Raw genomic sequence first — 19425 nt, forward strand, 5'->3', positions numbered from 1 at the left:
GGCGGCGCTCAAAGGGCGCCAGGCGCGAAGGTGTCACAGGCATCGAGCGAGCCCCGCTCGTAGCCGCGGACGAACCAGTCGACCCGCTGCTCGGCCGACCCGTGGGTCCAGGAGTCGGGGTCGACGTTCCCTCCGGAGGCGGACTGGATCCGGTCGTCGCCGACGGCTGTGGCGGCGGCGATCGCCTGGTCGACGTCCTCGCGGGTCAGGTCGGAGATGAGCACGGCGCCGCCGGCGTCCTCGGTGCCGGTCGCGGCGCCGGCCCACATGCCGGCGTAGCAGTCCGCCTGAAGCTCGAGTCGTACGGCGTCGCTGCGCGGCCCCTGCTGCGTCCGGACTCGGCCCATGGTCCCGAGCAGGTTCTGGATGTGGTGGCCGTATTCGTGGGCGAGCACGTACGGCTCGACGAACGCGCCCGACGGACCGCCGAGCTGCTGCTCCAGCACGTCGTCGAAGAACGTCGTGTCGAGGTAGATCGATCGGTCCGTGGGGCAGTAGAACGGCCCCACCGACGCCGACGCCGATCCGCAGCCGGTGGAGACCGCGCCGGAGAAGGTCCGCAGCGACTCCTCGGGCGTGAACGCCGTCGCCGACTGGCCCGGCAGCGCCTGGGACCAGAAGTCGTAGAGAGAGTTCTCGACCGCCACCCGTGCGCAGTCGGCGGACTCGTTGGCGTCCGCGCCGGTCTGGCACGACGCGTAGCGGTCGGTGTCGGCCATCCGCCCCGTGTCGTACGCCGGGGCCGCGCCGCCGTCGCCCCCGCCGAGGTACATCGTCGCCACGACGATGATCACGACCACGATCAGGCCGCCGACACCGCCGCCCGCGACGCCGGCGGGGATCGGCAGGCCGCCGGAGCGGCCACCGCCGCCGCGGCCGGCGTCGGAGGTACGGCGGGTGTCGAGCCGTGCCTTCGGGTTGAACCGCATGACCGTGCCCTCCCCAGACGTGCCGCCGATTGTCAGCAACGACCGTACCCACATCTAAACTCGAGTCCTCATGATCACCACCCACCAGCTCGAGGTCCGGGCGGGGGCGCGCCTGCTCATGGAGAACGTCAGCTTCCGGGTCGCCGCCGGCGACAAGGTCGGCCTGGTCGGCCGCAACGGTGCCGGCAAAACGACGCTCACCAAGATCCTCGCGGGCGAGGCGCTGCCCGCCTCCGGCAACGTGCAGACGACCGGGGAGGTCGGCTACCTCCCGCAGGACCCGCGGATCGGCAACCCCGAGGTGCTGGCCCGCGACCGGATCCTCTCCGCGCGCGGCCTCGACGACGCCGTACGCCGCCTCCGCCTCGCCGAGGAGCAGATGGCCAGCGACGACCCCAAGGTCCGCGAGAAGGCCATGCGCCGCTACGAGCGGGCCGACGCCGAGCTGCACGCCGGCGGTGGGTACGCCGCCGAGTCGGAGGCCGCCCAGATCGCGCACAGCCTCGGCATCGAGGACCGGCTGCTCGGCCAGCCGCTGAAGACCCTGTCGGGTGGTCAGCGCCGCCGCGTCGAGCTGGCTCGGATCCTCTTCTCCGGTGCCGAGACCCTGCTCCTCGACGAGCCGACCAACCACCTCGACGCCGACTCGATCCTGTGGCTGCGGGACTTCCTCAAGGCCCACAAGGGCGGGCTGATCGTGATCAGCCACGACACCGGACTGCTGGAGGAGACCGTCAACAAGGTCCTCCACCTCGACGCCAACCGGGCCGAGATCGACGTCTACAACATGGGCTGGAAGGCCTACCTCCAGCAGCGCGAGACCGACGAGAAGCGCCGCAAGCGCGAGCGGATGAACGCCGAGAACAAGGCGAAGACGCTCACCGACCAGGCCAACAAGATGCGCGCGAAGGCCACCAAGGCGACGGCGGCCCAGAGCATGCTCAAGCGCGCCGAGAAGCTGCTGGCCGGCGTCGAGGCGGAGCGGCAGGCCGACAAGGTCGCGCGGATCGCGTTCCCCAAGCCGGCGCCGTGCGGCAAGACGCCGCTCACCGCGGCCGAGCTGTCGAAGTCCTATGGCTCCCTGGAGGTCTTCACCGACGTCGACCTCGCGATCGACAAGGGCTCCCGCGTCGTGATCCTCGGTCTCAACGGCGCCGGCAAGACCACGCTGCTGCGGATCCTCGCCGGCATCGACCGGCCCGACACCGGTCAGGTCGTCCCCGGCCACGGCCTCAAGATCGGCTACTACGCCCAGGAGCACGAGACCCTCGACGTCGAGCGCACCGTGCTCGAGAACATGCAGGGCGCCGCGCCCCAGCTCACCGACACCGAGGCCCGCTCCGTGCTCGGGTCCTTCCTGTTCTCCGGCGAGGACGCCCACAAGCCGGCGAAGGTGCTCTCCGGCGGGGAGAAGACCCGGCTGGCCCTCGCGAGCCTCGTCGTCTCGAGCGCCAACGTGCTGCTGCTCGACGAGCCCACCAACAACCTCGACCCCGCCTCCCGCGAGGAGGTGCTGGCCGCGATCCGCAGCTACGAGGGCGCGATCGTGCTGGTCACCCACGACGAGGGCGCGGTCTTCGCGCTCGAGCCCGACCGGGTGCTGATCCTGCCCGACGGTGTCGAAGATCTCTGGAACGCCGAGTACGCCGACCTGGTCTCGCTGGCCTGACGGTGCCCCGGTCTATGGTGCGCACCATGGACGCAGAGACCCTGGAGCAGGCCGGCCTGAAGTACGACGTCGAGGGACCGGTCGCCACGATCACGCTGCACCGGCCCGACGTGCGCAACGCCCAGACGCCGACCATGTGGCGTGCGCTCGCCGACATCGGCGCCGACCTGGCCGACGACGTGCGCGTCGTCGTCCTGAAGGGGGAGGGGCACTCCTTCTCGGCCGGCCTCGACCGCGCGATGCTCGACCCGACGAACTCCTCTGGACAGGAGTCGGTCGCCGGGCTCCTCGGGCTCTCCGACGACGAGGTGTCGGCGACCATCGACGCCTACCAGCAGGGCTTCACGTTCCTGCGCGACCCGCGCTTCGTGACGATCGCCGCCGTGCAGGGCTACGCCATCGGCGCCGGCTTCCAGCTGGCCCTGTCCTGCGACCTGCGGGTGCTCGCCGACGACGCCCAGCTGTGCATGAAGGAGTCCGCGCTGGGACTGGTGCCCGACCTCACGGGAACAAAGCCCCTCGTCGAGTGCGTTGGGTACGCCAGGGCGTTGGAGATCTGCGCCACGGCGCGGATGGTGGGCGCACGGGAGGCCGTCGACATCGGGCTCGCGCTCACCGCCGTACCCGCCGCGGAGCTGGACGCCACGGTCGCAGACCTCGTCGCCGCCCTGACCGCTCCGATGGCCGGCGCGGTGCGTGAGACCAAGGCGTTGCTCCAGGGCGCTGCCGAGCGCAGCCTGGACGAGCAGCGCCGCCTCGAGCGGGAGGCCCAGATCCGGAGGTTCCGGGAGCTGGCCGGCCTCCTGGGAGGCTGACGAAGGAGGGATCGTGTCGGGAGGCATGGGAATGGGACCGGCGTTCCGGTCCCTGCGGACCGACCGCAGCGCCGTCGACCGGCCGCTGGCCCGCGGCACGCTGCGCCGCGTCCTGCAGTACGCCGCGCCGCACCGCCGCCTGATCGCCTACTTCCTGGTGCTGACCGTCGTCGACGCCGGTCTCGTCGTGGTCTCGCCGCTGCTGGTGCAGCGGATCGTCGACGACGGCATCCTGGCCGGCGACGGCGGGCTGGTCACGACGCTGGCGCTCGCGATGGCCGCGGTGGCGATCTTCGACGCGTTGCTCACCATCCTCGTCGGCTGGCTCTCCTCCCGCATCGGCGAGGGCCTGATCTACGACCTGCGCACCGAGGTCTTCGGCCACGTCCAGCGGCAGTCGCTGGCGTTCTTCACCCGCACCCAGACCGGCGCGCTGGTGTCGCGGCTCAACAACGACGTGATCGGCGCGCAGCGCGCCTTCACCTCGACCCTGTCGGGCGCGGTCTCCAACGTCATCTCGGTCGTGGTCGTCGGCATCGCGATGATCGCGCTCAGCTGGCAGATCACGCTGCTCTGCCTCGTGCTCTTCCCGCTCCTCTACCTGTGCTCGCGCTGGGTCGGCAACCGCCTGGCCGGCCTCACCCGCACGCAGATGGACGGCAACGCCGACCTGGGCAACGCCATGACCGAGCGGTTCAACGTCGGCGGCGCCATGCTGCTCAAGCTCTTCGGGCGCCGTGACGAGGAGGACGTCGTCTTCGCCGACAAGGCGGCGGTGGTGCGCGACCTGGGCGTCCGCATCGCCCTCATCCAGCGCGTGTTCATGGCCGCGATGCTGGCGGTGCCGGCGCTCGCCACCGCGCTCGTGTACGGCGTGGGTGGGCACCTCGCCCTCGACGGCACGCTGACCGTCGGCACCCTGCTCGCGCTCGCGACCCTGCTGGTCCGGCTCCTCGGCCCGCTCCAGGGCCTCTCGAACGTGCGCATCGACGTGATGACCGCGCTGGTCAGCTTCGAGCGGGTCTTCGAGGTGCTCGACCTGCCCTCGCTGATCGAGGAGAAGCCGGACGCCGTCGTGCTGCCCCGCTCGACCGGGCGCCTGGAGTTCGACCACGTGGCGTTCAGCTACCCCCGCGCCGACGACATCTCGCTCGCCTCGCTCGAGGCGATCGCCCGCACCGACAGCCGCGACAGCGGCCAGGTGCTCACCGACATCACGTTCACGGCGGAGCCCGGCGAGATGATCGCGCTGGTCGGGCCGTCGGGCGCGGGCAAGACCACGATCACCCACCTCGTCGCGCGCCTCTACGACGCGGGCGAGGGCGCGGTGCGCGTGGGCGGCACCGACGTACGCGACGCCACCCTCGACTCCCTCGAGGACGTCGTCGGCTACGTCACCCAGGACGCCCACATGTTCCACGAGACGATCCGCGCGAACCTCCTCTATGCGCGCCCCGACGCGACCGACGAGCAGGTCTGGGACGCCCTCGAGGCCGCCCAGGTCGCGACGCTCGTCCGCGGGCTGCCCGACGGTCTCGACACCGTGGTCGGCGACCGCGGCTACCGGCTCTCCGGCGGCGAGCGGCAGCGACTGGCGATCGCGCGGCTGCTGCTCAAGGCCCCCGCGATCGTGGTGCTCGACGAGGCGACCGCCCACCTCGACAGCGAGTCCGAGGCCGCGGTCCAGCGCGCGCTCGACGCCGCGCTCGAAGGCCGCACGTCGCTGGTGATCGCGCACCGGCTCTCCACCGTGCGCAACGCCGACCAGATCCTCGTCGTCGACGACGGCCGCGTCGTTCAGCGCGGCACCCACGCCCGGCTGCTGGCCGAGGGCGGGTTGTACGCCGACCTCTACCGGACCCAGTTCATCGCCGACCCGCCGGTGCCCGTGTAACGGATTCCACCCTCCGTGCGCTTAGGTGATCGTCGCACTGACACAACCAGCACGGGGGACCCATGAAGCACAGCCGGAAGAGATCGATCACCGTCGTCACCGCGGCCCTGGCGGCGGCGCTCGTCGGAGCAGCCGCTCCGACGGGCGCCGGTGCGGCACCGCCGGACCCGAAGGGCCCGCCGTTGACATGGTCCGCCCCGTCGCGGCTCAGCACCGCGGCCCAGGGGTTCACCGGCGTCCACGCCTCGCCCGACGGCTACGCGACCGCCACGTTCCTGGAGGCCGGCCCCGGGGCCATGCCGACGGGGGCGACGTACGAGCGCCAGCCGGGCGCGGCCTGGACCCGGATCGGCGACGCCGTCGTCGCCGACGAGACCGAGTTCGACGCCTACGGCGTCGGGTGGCGACGCTGGACGGTCACCGAGGAAGGCAAGCCCGGCTCGCGGATCCAGCGCCGCGCCTCCCACGCATCCTTCGGGCCGGACTCGACGTTCCTGGCCGCACCGGTGGCCGAGGGCGACACGTTGGTGCGCCAGGACCTCGTCATCGTCGGCAGCGGGCACACGCCGACCATCCTGACCGTCAGCGCGATGCCGACCGGCGGATACCGGGTGGGGTACACCCAGCTCGGGGACGACGGTGCGTGGTCCGTCACTCCAGCATCCCGCACGACCGAGAGTGACCCGGCGTTCCACGTCGACCGCCGGGGGCTCCTGCACGCGGCGTGGGTCCGCACGAGCGCCAGGGGCCAGGAGCTCGTCACCTCGACCACCAGCGGCGGCGGGTGGAGCACGGACGCCGTGAAGCCCCTCGTGACGCCGGCGCCGGTGGCGACGCCCGCGGGCGTCGAGTGGGCGGGTGACTTCACCCTGCTGCTCTGGATGGACGGGGCCCACACCCGGGTCGCATCGGTCACCGCCGACACCAAGGGCACGTGGCCCACGCAGGCGACGGACCTCGGTTCCGTGCTGGCCGGCACCGGCGGGGTCCACGTCGCGACCGCCGACCGGGTGCAGGAGGACAACCTCGCCTGGGTGACCCCGGACCGGCGACTCGTGCGGGCCGCCATCCAGCCGGGTCAGGCGCCGAAGCTGACCTCGCTGGCCACGGGCGTGAGCCACGCCGACATCGCCGCCGACAACCGCAGCAACATCGTTGTCGCGTGGTCGTCGGCGTCCGACGGCCAAGTGCGCTTCGTCGTCGACCGCCTCGGTGCCAAGCCGTCGCCCGTGGCGACCGTGCCGGGCGTGGACGCCGGCGGCAGCGACCTCGACCTCGGGGTGCTCGGCACCAGGACGCTCGCGTTGGTCACCGCCAACGGCTACGCCGCCGACCTCGAGATCCCGGTGGCGCTGACGCGCGTCCGGGCGGTGTCCGGCGCACGGTGGCTGCCCGGCAACACGATCAGGTACCGCGCGAGCACGAGCTGGCTGACGCCGGGGTCGTACGACGTGCGTGCCCAGAAGTCGCACCCGAACATGAGCGTGCGCGAGCTCGCCCTGGTCGGCTGGAACCTCCCCGCGTCCGGGACCTTCACCGTCGAGGCCGGGTCGACGTACTGCCTGCAGGCGCGTACCCACGGCACCAGCAAGGACTTCTCGGCGACCGGCCCGTGGGGTCCGCGCGCCTCCTGCGTGACGACGCCGTACCCGGCCCGCAAGATCCTCGACCGGCGGGGCCGCTGGCATCTGCACCACGGCGTCCTCAGCACTCGGCAGCAGGGCGCCCGGCTGGAGTGGGGGGCGATGCTGATGGCGCGCCAGGTCGCGCTGCGCGTCAGGCCGACGTCGGGGCGGGTGACGGTGACGCTCGGCGGGCGCGTGGTCGGGACCAAGCGCCTCGACCGCGGGACGGGCGCGGACCGTCACGTCGTGCGCATCGGCGCCCTGAAGAAGGTCGTCCACCACGGGAAGCTCGTCATCGAGGTCACGTCCCACGGCAAGCCCGTGCACATCGAAGGGGTCTACGTGACCCGCTGACGGGGGACAGCGGGGTCGAGGTCCTAGCCTCGGGGGCATGGACCTCGACCTCGCCGACCGTGTCTACGTCGTCACCGGGGGAGCGCGCGGGCTCGGCCGAGCGACCGCCGACGTGCTCGTGGCGGAGGGCGCCAGGGTGGTGCTCTCCGGGCGGACCGGTGCGTCGCTCGAGGCCGCCCGGGAGCTCCTCGGCGAGGCCGTCGAACCCGTGGCCGCCGACAACGCCGACCCGGGTACGCCGGGCCTGCTGATCGAGGCCGCGCAGCGGCGGTGGGGCCGCCTCGACGGAGCCCTGGTCAGCGTCGGCGGGCCGCCGCGGGGACCGGTCACCGCGATCACGGACGAGGAGTGGACGGCGGCCTTCGGGTCGGTCTTCCTGGGTGCCGTGCGGATCGCCCGCGCGATCGGCACGGTGCTTCCGTCAGGAGGCTCGCTGGCGCTCGTGCTCTCGTCGAGCGTCCGCTCGCCGCTCGCCGACATGGCGATCTCGAACGGCCTGCGCCCCGGTCTCGCCATGGTCGCGAAGACCCTCGCCGACGAGCTCGGCCCGACGGGCGTCCGGGTCAACGGCCTCCTGCCCGGGCGGGTCGAGACCGACCGCGTCGCGGAGCTGGACGACGCCAGTCCCGATCCCGAGGCCTCCCGGGCGGCCTCGATCGCGTCGATCCCGCTGCGCCGCTACGGCGAGCCGGAGGAGTTCGGCCGCGTGGCGGCCTTCTTGCTCTCCCCGGCGTCGTCCTTTGTGTCCGGCGCGATGGTGCCCGTCGACGGGGGCATGCTCCGGGCCCTGTGAGCCTCGCGCGCGGCGCGCTCCTCGGCGTACGCCCGCTGGTAGGCCGCCTTGACCTTCTGCTTCTGGGCGTTGCGCGCGGCCCGCTTCTGCTTGCGCTCGGGCACGGCCGCTTGCCCCTGCTCGCCCGCGCCGGCGGCCCGCTGCGTGCGGCGCTCGTCCCACGCGAGGTAGCCGAACCCGACGATGGCCAGCACTCCGAAGAACCACCACTGGAGCCCGTAGAAGAAGTGCGGGCCGTTGTCGAGCTCGGGCAGCTCGACCGGCTCCAGGCCCGCGGCCGGCTCGCCGTCCTCGGACTCGAGCACCACGAAGCCGCCGTACACCTCGTGCCCGATCGCCGGGCCGATCTCGGCGCTGGAGATCGCGCGCGTGGAGTGGTCGCTGACGGCGGTGCTCTCACCCGTGCCGTCCGCGCGGACCCAGCCCTCGACGGTCACCTCTCCGCTCGGTGGTGCGGGGAGGTCGCTCGGCTGCGCGCTGCCCTGGTTCTCCACCGCCATCCAGCCGCGGTCGACGAGAAGGGTCGCGCCGCCGCTGGTCACGAGCGGTACGACGAGGTCGATGCCGGACTGCCCGCTACGCGTCCGGTAGCGCACGATCACGGTGTTCTCGGTGTCGTAGCTGCCGGTCGCGGTGACCTGGCGCCATTCGTCGTCCTCCGCGACCGGTCGGCCGGGGGCGAGCACGTCGCCCACGGCGGTCGGCGGGCGGTCCTCGTTGGCGCGGACGACCGCGTTGCTCTCCTTGCGGTCCTCGAGGCGGTGGAACTGCCACTGCCCGAGCCACCACGCGGCGTAGCACAGCAGCACGACGATGGCGCCGAAGGCCAGCCACCGTCGGCTGAGCAGGAACCGCCACGACCGCACGCGACGAGGCTAACCCGCGACCCCCATGGTCTTAGACTCGAGGTGTGGACAGACGACTCGAGGACCGCTACGGCCGCGTCGCGACCGACCTGCGCGTGTCCCTGACCGACCGTTGCAACCTGCGCTGCTCCTACTGCATGCCCGCAGAGGGGCTCGACTGGCTGCCCGACGACAGCGTGCTCACCGACGACGAGGTCGTCCGGCTGGTGCGGATCGGCGTCGACATGCTCGGCATCCGCGAGGTGCGCTTCACCGGCGGTGAGCCGCTGGTACGCCGTGGCCTCGTCGACATCGTGCGGCGTACCCACGAGCTCGGCGTCGAGACCTCCCTGACCACCAACGCGCTCGGCCTGGCGCGCACCGCGACCACGCTCGCCGCCGCGGGGCTCGACCGGGTCAACGTCAGCCTCGACAGCATCCGCCCCGAGAGCTTCCTGGCCATCACCCGGCGCGACCGCCTGCACGACGTGATCGCCGGCCTCGAGGCCGCCCGGGACGCCGGGCTCGGCCCGGTCAAGGTCAACGCGGTGCTGATGCGCGGCATCAACGACCGCGAGGCGCCGGAGCTGCTGCGCTGGGCGCTCGCCGAGGGTTACCAGCTGCGGTTCATCGAGCAGATGCCGCTCGACGCCCAGCACGGGTGGTCGCGCGAGGGCATGATCACGGCCGACGAGATCTTCGCGGCCCTGGACGCCGAGTTCGAGCTCACCCCGGTCGACGAGCCGCGGGGGAGCGCCCCGGCCGAGCTCTTCCACGTCGACGGCGGCCCCGGCACGGTCGGCGTGATCGCCTCGGTCACCCGCCCGTTCTGCGGCGACTGCGACCGGGTCAGGCTCACGGCCGACGGGCAGGTGCGCAACTGCCTGTTCGCGCGCGAGGAGTCCGACCTCCGCACCGCCATGCGCGAGGGCGCGAGCGACGAGGAGATCGCCGACCGCTGGATCGTCGCGATGCGCGGCAAGCGGCCCGGCCACGGGATCGACGACCCGTCGTTCCTGCAGCCCGACCGGCCGATGTCCGCCATCGGCGGCTGAGGCGAGGGGCGGCTGACCCCGCTCAGGCGTGGGGCACGACGTCCTTGAGGAACTGACGGGCGGTCAGGAAGTCCGACAGCGACTCCCGGTGCGCGTCGCAGGCGAGCCAGATCTTGCGCCGGTCGGGGGTGTGGAGCTTCGGGTTGTTCCACTGGAGCTCCCACGCGGCAGCCGCCTGGCAGCCCTTCGCCGAGCAGGTGTCGGGCGCCTCGGCCTCGGTCACGATCTCCTCCTGAAATGAAGTGGTGCCAGACAGCCACGGGGGAAGCCGTCCGGCACCACAGCGAGTCAGGACGGGGGAGACCCGACTCGCGCATCGGATTCTGTCACCCGGTTGGGCGAAGTCAAGACAGTGGGCGGCACTCAGTTCGGAGTGTCGCGCTCGGAGCGCTCCTCGAGCTCGCGGACGTACTGCTGATTGGGTAAGGAGAATCCGTCGTCCTTGGTCGTGACGGCGTTCGCCATGACCACGGCGACGTAGGGCAGGAGCAGGGCGGCCGCGACGAGCACCCACCGCAGCACACCCGGCCCGACGGCGACGGCACCGATGAAGCAGGCGGTCCGGATCGCCATCGACACGACGTAGCGGCGCTGGCGGCCGGCGATGTCGGCCTCCCGGCTGGTGGCGGCCGTGGTGATGCGGACCGGCTCGTCGCCGTGTCGGGTGCCGTGTCGGTGCACCTCTCTGGCCATTCGTCCATCGTACGTCGCGGGGTTCGGCACTACTGTCGGGGCATGACGAACCGCACCTACCGAGTCACCGAGATCGTCGGCACCTCCCCGGACGGCATCGACGCCGCCGTCCGCAACGGCATCGAGCGCGCCGGGCGCACCCTCCGTCACCTCGACTGGTTCGAGGTGACCCAGGTGCGCGGACAGATCAAGGACGGCGAGGTCGAGCACTTCCAGGTCGGCATGAAGGTCGGCTTCCGCCTCGAGGACGACTGACCGGACAGCACGCCGGGTCCTTTCGGCGTACTGATCGGTAGTCGCTAGCGTCACGTCACGTGAGTGAATCTCCAGAGCCCAGGTCCGTGCTCGTGACCGGCGGCAACCGTGGCATCGGCCGCGCGATCGCCGAGGCGTACGTCGCGAACGGCGACCGCGTCGCGGTGACGACCCGCAGCGGCGGTGCGCCTGAGGGCGCCCTCGACGTCCGCTGCGACATCACCGACGCGGAGCAGGTCGAGGCGGCGTTCGCGCAGATCGAGGAGGCGCACGGACCCGTCGAGGTGCTCGTCGCCAACGCGGGCATCACCGCCGACACGCTCCTGCTGCGGATGTCGGACGACGACTGGTCGACCGTGCTCGACACCAACCTCACCGGCGCGTTCCGGCTCGCGAAGCGCGCGTCCAAGGGGATGCTGCGGCTGCGCCGGGGCCGGATCGTCTTCATCTCCTCGGTCGTCGGCCTGCTCGGCTCGGCCGGCCAGGTCAACTACGCCGCGTCGAAGGCGGGCCTGGTGGGCATGGCCCGCTCCATCGCCCGCGAGCTCGGCTCCCGGTCGATCACCGCGAACGTCGTGGCGCCCGGCTTCATCGAGACCGACATGACCGCGGTGCTCACGGACGACCAGAAGGACGCGATCAAGGCGCAGGTCCCGCTCGGCCGCTACGGCTCGACCGACGAGATCGCGCAGACGGTGCTGTGGCTGACCGGCCCCGGCGCGGCGTACGTCACCGGGGCCGTGATCCCGGTCGACGGTGGACTGGGAATGGGGCACTGACCGATGGCAGGCATCCTGGAGGGCAAGCGCATCCTCGTCGCGGGCGTGACGATGGACAGCTCGATCGGCTTCGCGACGGCGAAGGTCGCGCAGGAGCAGGGCGCGACCGTGCTGATCTCGAACTTCGGCCGTGCGCTCGGCATCACGCGTCGCATCGCGAAGCGGCTCCCCACCGAGCCCCCGGTGCTCGAGCTCGACGTCACCGACGAGGACCACCTGGCCGGCCTGGAGGCGCAGGTCCGCGAGCACGTGGACGGCCTGGACGGAATCGTGCACTCGATCGCGTACGGCAACCCGGAGACGCTGCTGGGCGGCAAGTTCCTCAGCGGTCCGTGGGCGGACGTCGCCCAGGCCGTGCAGGTGTCGGCGTACTCGCTGATGTCGCTGACCCAGGCGTGCCGGCCGCTGATGCCGAACGGCGGCTCCGTCGTGGGCCTGACCTTCGACGCGACCGTCGCGTGGCCGGCGTACGACTGGATGGGCGTCGCGAAGGCCGGCCTGGAGTCGTGCTCGCGCTACCTCGCCCGCGACCTGGGCCCGGAGGGCATCCGGGTCAACCTGGTGTCCGCCGGCCCGCTCAAGACGCTCGCGGCCAAGGCGATCCCGGGCTTCGAGGAGCTCGAGTCGATGTGGAGCGACCGGTCGCCCCTCGGCTGGGACAACACCGACCAGACGCCGACGGCGAAGGCGGTGTGTGCACTGCTCTCGGACTTCTTCCCGGCCACCACCGGCGAGATCGTGCACGTCGACGGCGGGTTCCACGCGATGGGAGCGTGACCACGCCCACTAGAGTGCCCCCATGGCACGTCTGGTGGTGATCCGGCACGCGAAGGCCGAGCAGGACGGTCCGACCGACTTCGAGCGCCCGCTCGCCGACCGCGGGCGCCGCGACGCCGCCGAGGCGGGCGCGTGGCTGGCGTCGTACGGCGTGGTCCCCGACCACGCGCTCGTGTCCGCGGCCCTGCGCACGGAGCAGACCTGGGAGGCCATGGCGTCGGGTGCCGGATGGACGCTCGCGCCCGACCTCGACCGGGGGCTCTACAGCGCCGGCCCGGAGGCGGCGCTCGACATCATCCGGCTGGTGCCGGCCGAGACGACCTCGCTGGTCGTGATCGGGCACAACCCGACCATGGCCTACCTGGCGCAGCTGCTCGACGACGGCACCGGGGCTCCGGACGCGGTCGCCGCCATGATGGGCGACTTCCCGACCTCCGCGATCGCGGTCTTCGCGTACGACGGCGCGTGGGCGGATCTCGGCGAGGGCACGACCCGGCTCGAGGCGTTCCACGTGGGCCGCGGCTGAGAGCCCCAACCGCGAGGGTCAGCCGAACTCGCGGCGGGTCGCTCCCGAGGCGGGGATCGACTTGTCGAGGACGTCGAGGGCCTGCCGCATCGACTGCACCCGCTTCGCGAGGGTGTCGAGGGCCGGCGTACCGGGCCCGTCGTCGGTCAGTGCCGCGACCGACTCCTCGACGAGCGAGAGCCGGTCGTCGAGCTCCCCGATGACGTCGAGTCCGCCGGTGAGGTCGCGACGCAGGAGCTCGGACTGGGTGGCGAGCCGCCGGCCGGCCAGCCACAGGTCGACGAACACCTGCACCTTCGCGCGCAGCACCCAGGGGTCGAACGGCTTCGAGATGTAGTCCGCGCCGCCGGCGGCGTAGCCGCGGTAGGCGTGCTGCTGCCCGGTGTCGGCCGCAGTGAGGAAGATGATCGGCACGTCCTTCGTGCGGGTGCGCGCCTTGATCCGCGAGGCGGTCTCGAACCCGTCCATGACCGGCATCTGCGCGTCGAGCAGGATCAGCGCGTACTCGTCCTTCAGCAGCGCGCGGAGCGCCTCCTCCCCGGAGGATGCCTTGACCAGGACCTGGTCGAGCGAGGCGAGCACCGCCTCCAGCGCGAGCAGGTTCTGCTCGCGGTCGTCGACCAGCAGGATCCGCGCCCGGTGCGTCACGAGAACCACGTCCTGAGGCGGGAGAGCAGGTGGTCGATGTCGACCGGCTTGGTCACGTAGTCGGACGCCCCGGCCGCCAGGCTGTTCTCCCGGTCGCCCGGCATGGCCTTGGCCGTCAGCGCGATCACCGGGAGGTCGCGGTACTCCGGCACCCGTCGGATCTCCCGCATCGCGGTGTAGCCGTCCATGCCCGGCATCATCACGTCCATCAGGACCAGGTCGATCTCGGGGTCCCGCTCGAGCGCCAGCAGGCCGTCCTCGCCGTTCTCGGCGTAGACCACCTCGATCCCGAACTGCTCCAGCGCGCTGGTCAGCGCGAACACGTTCCGCACGTCGTCGTCGACGATGAGGATCCGCTTGCCGACGAACATCGGCTCGCCTCCGGAGCGCTGCCCGTCGGGCACGGGGGTGGCGGCCAGCTCGACACCGGCGCGGTTCAGGAAGAGGGCGACGTCGTCGACGAGCCGCTCGTCGGTCGGTGGATGCTTCACGACCATCGTCCGGGCGTACTGGCGCAGCCGGCTCTCGTCCTTGGCGCTGATCTTCCCCTCGCTGCTGACGACGACCGGTACGCCGCGGAGGGCCTTGCGCGAGCGCATCCGCTTGATCACGTCGAACCCGCTGCCTCCGGGGAGCTTGAGCTCGACGACGACGCAGTCGTAGCCGCGCGCGTCGAGGGCGTCCATGGCCTCGGTGACGCTGGTCGCCACGTGCAGCTCGACGTCGGGGACCGCGCCGAACAGGGCGATGACCACCGGCGGGTTGTCGGCGCCCGCGCCGCTGACCACCAGCAGCGACCGAGTCTTGCGGGCGACGTACGCCTTCAGGTCCTCGATGCCCGCGCCCAGGCGCTCCGGGGACGCCGGCTGCACGACGCCCCAGGCGCCCGCGTGCCGGCCGACGAGCACGTCGTCCTCCGCGTCGTCGGAGTGCACCACGACGGTCGGGACGTGCCGGGTCTCGGGATCGGCCTTCAGCACCCGCAGCAACGGGTCGCCGTCGACCGTCAGGAGGTCCATGCCGACCACCAGCGCGGCCGGCTGGAGCGTCCGGGTCGCCGTCGCCGCACGGGCAGCGTTGCTCGTGGCGACCACCTTGAACCCTGCCGCCCGGCCGTGCTCGACCGCGGCCGTCCGGAGCGTGCTGCTGCCGAGGGCGACCAGCAGCACCGCGTCGTTCCGCTCGATGTGGCCCTCGTCGTCCTCGACCCGGCCGACATCCTCCGCCGGTGGGGTCGCCTCGTCGGCGACGCGGCCGGTGACCTGGGGGACCGGCGGCGCGACCTCCGGCTCGACCCACCGGACCGGCACGTAGAACGTGAACGTGCTGCCGCGCCCCGGCTGGCTGTCGACCTGGATCTCGCCGCCCAGCAGGCGCGCGATCTCGCGGCTGATGGAGAGCCCCAGGCCGGTGCCGCCGAACTTGCGGCTGATCGTGCCGTCGGCCTGCTGGAACGCCTCGAAGATGACCTTGAGCTGCTCCGGGGGGATGCCGATGCCGGTGTCGGTCACCGCGAACGCCACGACCTGGTCGGTGTGGTCGAGGTGCGGGCTGCCGCTGAACCGGTGGCCCGGGGCCGTGTGGATCTCCAGCTCGACCTCGCCGGCCGAGGTGAACTTGACCGCGTTGGACAGCAGGTTGCGCAGCACCTGCTGGAGCCGGTGCTGGTCGGAGCGCAGCGTGCGGGGCACGTCCGGCGCCACCGACACCGAGAACTGGAGGTCCTTCTCCGCCGTGAGCGGCCGGAACGTCGCCTCGACGTACTCGACGATGCCGGCGACCGCCACGTCGGCCGGGTGCACGTCCATCTTGCCGGCCTCGACCTTGGAGAGGTCGAGGATGTCGTTGATGAGCTGGAGCAGGTCGGTGCCGGCGCCGTGGATGGTGCGGGAGTACTCCACCTGGCGTGGGCTCAGGTTGCCCTCGACGTTGTCGCTGAGCAGCTGCGCGAGGATGAGCAGCGAGTTCAACGGGGTGCGAAGCTCGTGCGACATGTTCGCGAGGAACTCCGACTTGTACCGCGACGAGAGGGCGAGCTGCTCCGCCCGGTCCTCCAGCCCGCGCCGGGCGTCCTCGATCTCGAGGTTCTTGATCTCGATCGCGCGGTTCTGGGCCGCGAGCAGCCGCGCCTTCTCCTCGAGCTCGGCGTTGGTCTGCTGCAGCTCCACCTGCTGGGTCTGGAGCTCCTCGGACTTGTCCTGGAGCTCGGCCGCGAGCCGCTGGGACTCCACCAGGAGCTCCTCGGTGCGCGAGCTGGCGATGATCGCGTTGAGCGAGACGCCGATGATCTCCATCAGCTGTCCGAGGAACTGCATGTGGACCTCGCTGAACGGCGCGAACGACGCCAGCTCGACCACGCCGAGCACCTGGTCCTCGAAGAGCACCGGGAGCACGACGATGCTCAGCGGTGTCGCCTGGCCGAGCCCGGAGGAGATCCGCACGTAGGTGGGCGGCACGTTGGCGAGCACGATCGGGGACCGCTGCGCGGCGGCCTGCCCGACGATGCCCTCGCCGGCGGCGAACCGGTCCGGCACCGACCGACGGGCGCGGTAGCCGTACGACGCGATCCGCCGCAGCGTGCCGTCGCCGTCCATGCCGTTGTCGGAGAGGAAGAACGAGCCCTGCCGGGCTCCGACCAGGGGCGTCAGCTCGTTGACGATCAGCTGGACGACGTCGAAGAGGTCCCGACCACCCTGCATGTGCCCGGTGAACCGGGCCAGGTTGGTCTTCAGCCAGTCCTGCTCCTCGTTGGTCCGGGTGGTCTCGCGGAGGTTGTCGATCATCTCGTTCAGGTTGTCCTTGAGCTCGGCAACCTCGCCCTGCGCCTCGACCGTGATCTGCTGGCTGAGGTCGCCCTGGGTCACGGCGGTGGACACCTCGGCGATCGCGCGCAGCTGCGTGGTGAGCGTGCTCGCGAGCTGGTTGACGTTCTCGGTGAGGCGCCGCCAGGTGCCGGAGACGTCCGCCACCTGCGCCTGGCCGCCGAGCTTGCCCTCGGTGCCCACCTCGCGCGCCACGCGCGTGACCTCGTCGGCGAACGACGAGAGCTGGTCGACCATCCGGTTGACCGTGGTCTTGAGCTCGAGGATCTCGCCGCGCGCCTCGACGGTGATGGTGCGGGTCAGGTCGCCGCTGGCGACGGCCGTGGTCACCTCGGCGATGTTGCGCACCTGGCTGGTGAGGTTGTTCGCCATCGAGTTCACCGAGTCGGTGAGGTCCTTCCAGGTGCCGGCGACGCCACGCACGTGCGCCTGGCCGCCGAGGATGCCCTCGGTGCCCACCTCTCGGGCGACTCGGGTGACCTCGTCCGCGAACGCGCGGAGGGTGTCCACCATGGCGTTGATCGTCGAGGCGAGCGCCGCCACCTCGCCACGCGCGTCGATGGAGATCTTCTGGCTCAGGTCGCCGCGGGCGACGCCGGTCGACACGGCGGCGATGCTGCGCACCTGGTTGGTCAGGTTGCTCGCCATCGAGTTCACCGAGTCGGTGAGGTCGCGCCAGGTGCCGGCCACCCCGGGCACGCGGGCCTGGCCGCCGAGCTGGCCGTCGCTGCCGACCTCGCGGGCGACTCGGGTGACCTCGTCGGCGAACGACGACAGCTGGTCGACCATGGTGTTGACGGTGCTCTTCAGCTCGAGGATCTCGCCGCGTGCGTCGACCGTGATCTTGCGCGTCAGGTCGCCGCTCGCGACCGCGGTGGTCACCTCGGCGATGTTGCGGACCTGGGAGGTCAGGTTCGCGGCCATCATGTTGACGTTCTCGGTGAGGTCCTTCCAGGTGCCCGAGACGTCGTGGACGTCGGCCTGGCCGCCGAGCCGGCCCTCGGTGCCCACCTCGCGCGCCACGCGCGTGACCTCGTCGGCGAACGACGAGAGCTGGTCGACCATGGTGTTGACGGTCGTCTTCAGGGCGAGGATCTCGCCGCGCGCCTCGACGGTGATGGTGCGGGTCAGGTCGCCGCGGGCGACGGCCGTCGTCACCTCGGCGATGTTGCGCACCTGGGCGGTCAGCGTGCCGGCCATGAAGTTCACCGAGTCGGTGAGGTCGCGCCACGTGCCGGAGACGCCCGGCACCGCGGCCTGGCCGCCGAGCTGGCCGTCGCTGCCGACCTCGCGGGCGACTCGGGTGACCTCGTCGGCGAACGACGAGAGCTGGTCGACCATGGTGTTGACGGTGGTCTTGAGCTCGGCGAGCTCGCCGCGCACGTCGACGGTGATCTTCTGGCTGAGGTCGCCGCGGGCCACGGCCGTGGTCACCTGGGCGATGTTGCGCACCTGGTTGGTCAGGTTGTTCGCCATCGAGTTCACCGAGTCGGTGAGGTCCTTCCAGGTGCCGCCCACGCCGGGGACGTCGGCCTGGCCGCCGAGGATGCCCTCGGAGCCCACCTCGCGCGCCACCCGGGTCACCTGGGCGGCGAAGGCAGAGAGCTGGTCGACCATGGTGTTGACGGTGGTCTTGAGCTCGGCGAGCTCGCCGCGCACGTCGACGGTGATCTTCTGGCTGAGGTCGCCGCGGGCCACGGCCGTGGTCACCTGGGCGATGTCGCGCACCTGGTTGGTCAGGTTGTCGGCCATGAAGTTCACCGAGTCGGTGAGGTCGCGCCACGTGCCGGACACGCCCGGCACCGCGGCCTGGCCGCCGAGGACGCCCTCGGTGCCCACCTCGCGGGCCACGCGGGTGACCTCGTCGGCGAACGTCTGCAGCGTTGCCGTCATCGAGTTGAGCGTCTCGGCGAGCTCGGCCACCTCGCCGCTCGCCGTCACCGTGATCTGCTGCGTCAGGTCACCCCGGGCGACGGCCTGCGCGACCGAGGAGATCCCACGCACCTGGCTGGTGAGGTTGGAGGCCATGATGTTCACCGAGTCGGTGAGGTCGCGCCAGGTGCCGGCCACCCGCGGCACGACCGCCTGGCCGCCCAGGCGGCCCTCCGTGCCCACCTCGCGCGCCACGCGGGTCACCTCGACCGCGAACGACGAGAGCTGGTCGACCATCCGGTCGACGATGACCTTCAGCTGCTCCATCTCGCCGGACACCTCGACGGTGACCGTGCGGGACAGGTCCCCGTCGGCCACGGCGGTCGTGACGAGTGCGATGTCGCGCACCTGGGCCGACAGCCGCGACGACATCGTGTTCACCGCGTCGATGAGGTCGCGCCAGGAGCCGTCGGCGCTGCGGACCTTCGCCTGGCCGCCGAGCTTGCCCTCCGTGCCGACCTCGCGGGTCACCCGGGTGATCTCGTCGGCGATCGAGGAGAGCCGGTCCACGAGCACGTTGACGCTGCGGGCCAGCCGCAGCGGCTCACCGCGCAGGTTCTGCCCGTTCGCGGTGATGTCCATCCGGTGCCCGAGGTCGCCGGCGGCCACGGCCGCGACGACCCGGGCGAGCTCTCCCGTCGGTCGTACGAGGTCGGCGATCAGCCCGTTGGCGGCGTCGACGGACGCAGCCCAGGCACCCTCGCCCGCGCCGGCCTGGAGCCGTTCCTCGTGCTTGCCCTGCTTGCCTGCGGCCCGGCGCACCCGGGTCAGCTCCCGCGCGAGGTGGTCCTGCCGTTCGGCGATGTCGTTGTAGAGGCCGGCCAGCTCGCCGACGAGACCGTCGGAGGCGGGCAGCCGACGGCGGAAGTTGCCGTCGCGCATCTCGGCCATGGCGTCGAGCAGACGCCGGAGCTGGACCTCGTCGGTGTCGGGCGGTGCCGCGCTCGTCGTACCGCGACCGGCCCGGCGAGCCGCGGTTGCTGTACCGGCCATGTCGGCCTCCTGGAGCGCAGT

General features: G+C 71.9%; 16 protein-coding genes. 10 read left to right on the top strand and 6 right to left on the bottom strand.

Going from position 1 to position 19425, the window contains the following annotated elements:
* Positions 1-8: 8 nt before the first annotated feature.
* Complete coding sequence (locus ACFQQI_RS07490) at positions 9-929, bottom strand: neutral zinc metallopeptidase (RefSeq protein WP_378560262.1); 921 nt, start codon at positions 927-929, stop codon at positions 9-11.
* A gap of 70 nt (positions 930-999) precedes the next feature.
* Here ACFQQI_RS07490 and abc-f point away from each other — a divergent pair, with 70 nt between their 5' ends.
* The 5 genes from abc-f (at position 1000) to ACFQQI_RS07515 (ending at position 8079) form a co-directional block, all read left to right on the top strand.
* Entirely contained in the window at positions 1000-2598 is a 1599-nt protein-coding gene (gene abc-f, locus ACFQQI_RS07495; protein ID WP_378560265.1) for a ribosomal protection-like ABC-F family protein, read from the top strand.
* 26 nt (positions 2599-2624) lie between these two features.
* Positions 2625-3413: an enoyl-CoA hydratase/isomerase family protein gene (locus ACFQQI_RS07500; protein WP_378560267.1), complete on the top strand. Its 789-nt coding sequence runs from the start codon at positions 2625-2627 to the stop codon at positions 3411-3413.
* Positions 3414-3438: 25 nt separating this feature from the next.
* Entirely contained in the window at positions 3439-5307 is a 1869-nt protein-coding gene (locus ACFQQI_RS07505; protein WP_378560795.1) for an ABC transporter ATP-binding protein, read from the top strand.
* 62 nt (positions 5308-5369) lie between these two features.
* Positions 5370-7286, top strand: a complete 1917-nt coding sequence (locus tag ACFQQI_RS07510) for a hypothetical protein (protein WP_378560269.1) — start codon at positions 5370-5372, stop codon at positions 7284-7286.
* Between the two features lie 37 nt (positions 7287-7323).
* Positions 7324-8079: an SDR family oxidoreductase gene (locus ACFQQI_RS07515; protein WP_378560271.1), complete on the top strand. Its 756-nt coding sequence runs from the start codon at positions 7324-7326 to the stop codon at positions 8077-8079.
* On the opposite strand, the gene ACFQQI_RS07520 is transcribed toward ACFQQI_RS07515, so the two are convergent.
* Positions 7965-8945: an SURF1 family protein gene (locus tag ACFQQI_RS07520; protein ID WP_378560273.1), complete on the bottom strand. Its 981-nt coding sequence runs from the start codon at positions 8943-8945 to the stop codon at positions 7965-7967. The genes ACFQQI_RS07515 and ACFQQI_RS07520 overlap by 115 nt on opposite strands.
* 44 nt (positions 8946-8989) lie before the next feature.
* On the opposite strand from ACFQQI_RS07520, the gene moaA reads away from it, so the two are divergent.
* Positions 8990-9979 (top strand): GTP 3',8-cyclase MoaA, encoded by a 990-nt coding sequence (gene moaA, locus ACFQQI_RS07525; protein ID WP_378560276.1) that lies wholly within the window; start codon positions 8990-8992, stop codon positions 9977-9979.
* Positions 9980-10001: 22 nt separating this feature from the next.
* Here the strand turns inward: moaA and ACFQQI_RS07530 are convergent, their stop codons facing one another.
* Together ACFQQI_RS07530 and ACFQQI_RS07535 are read right to left on the bottom strand one after the other, a co-directional pair.
* Positions 10002-10202, bottom strand: coding sequence for an acetone carboxylase (locus ACFQQI_RS07530; protein WP_378560279.1), 201 nt, complete (start codon positions 10200-10202; stop codon positions 10002-10004).
* A 140-nt stretch (positions 10203-10342) separates the two neighbouring features.
* Positions 10343-10672 (bottom strand): DUF3099 domain-containing protein, encoded by a 330-nt coding sequence (locus ACFQQI_RS07535; RefSeq protein WP_378560282.1) that lies wholly within the window; start codon positions 10670-10672, stop codon positions 10343-10345.
* A 42-nt stretch (positions 10673-10714) separates the two neighbouring features.
* Here ACFQQI_RS07535 and ACFQQI_RS07540 point away from each other — a divergent pair, with 42 nt between their 5' ends.
* From ACFQQI_RS07540 to ACFQQI_RS07555, 4 genes are read left to right on the top strand one after another with little or no spacing between them, the layout of a single operon-like run.
* Positions 10715-10927, top strand: a complete 213-nt coding sequence (locus ACFQQI_RS07540) for a dodecin (protein ID WP_378560285.1) — start codon at positions 10715-10717, stop codon at positions 10925-10927.
* Between the two features lie 59 nt (positions 10928-10986).
* On the top strand, positions 10987-11706 hold the full coding sequence (locus tag ACFQQI_RS07545; RefSeq protein WP_378560288.1) for a beta-ketoacyl-ACP reductase: 720 nt from the start codon (positions 10987-10989) through the stop codon (positions 11704-11706).
* A gap of 3 nt (positions 11707-11709) precedes the next feature.
* On the top strand, positions 11710-12483 hold the full coding sequence (gene fabI / locus ACFQQI_RS07550; protein ID WP_378560291.1) for an enoyl-ACP reductase FabI: 774 nt from the start codon (positions 11710-11712) through the stop codon (positions 12481-12483).
* A 22-nt stretch (positions 12484-12505) separates the two neighbouring features.
* The gene (locus ACFQQI_RS07555) at positions 12506-13009 is read left to right on the top strand and encodes a SixA phosphatase family protein (protein WP_378560294.1); all 504 of its coding nucleotides are present in this window, start codon (positions 12506-12508) and stop codon (positions 13007-13009) included.
* A gap of 18 nt (positions 13010-13027) precedes the next feature.
* Here ACFQQI_RS07555 and ACFQQI_RS07560 read toward each other — a convergent pair whose 3' ends face one another.
* On the bottom strand, positions 13028-13657 hold the full coding sequence (locus ACFQQI_RS07560; protein WP_378560297.1) for a two-component system response regulator: 630 nt from the start codon (positions 13655-13657) through the stop codon (positions 13028-13030).
* Positions 13654-19404, bottom strand: a complete 5751-nt coding sequence (locus ACFQQI_RS07565; RefSeq protein WP_378560300.1) for a HAMP domain-containing protein — start codon at positions 19402-19404, stop codon at positions 13654-13656. The genes ACFQQI_RS07560 and ACFQQI_RS07565 overlap by 4 nt, the downstream gene beginning before the upstream one ends.
* Between the last annotated feature and the right edge of the window lie 21 nt (positions 19405-19425).

The sequence above is a fragment of the Nocardioides sp. GCM10030259 genome (assembly GCF_042666375.1).
Lineage (GTDB): Bacteria > Actinomycetota > Actinomycetes > Propionibacteriales > Nocardioidaceae > Nocardioides.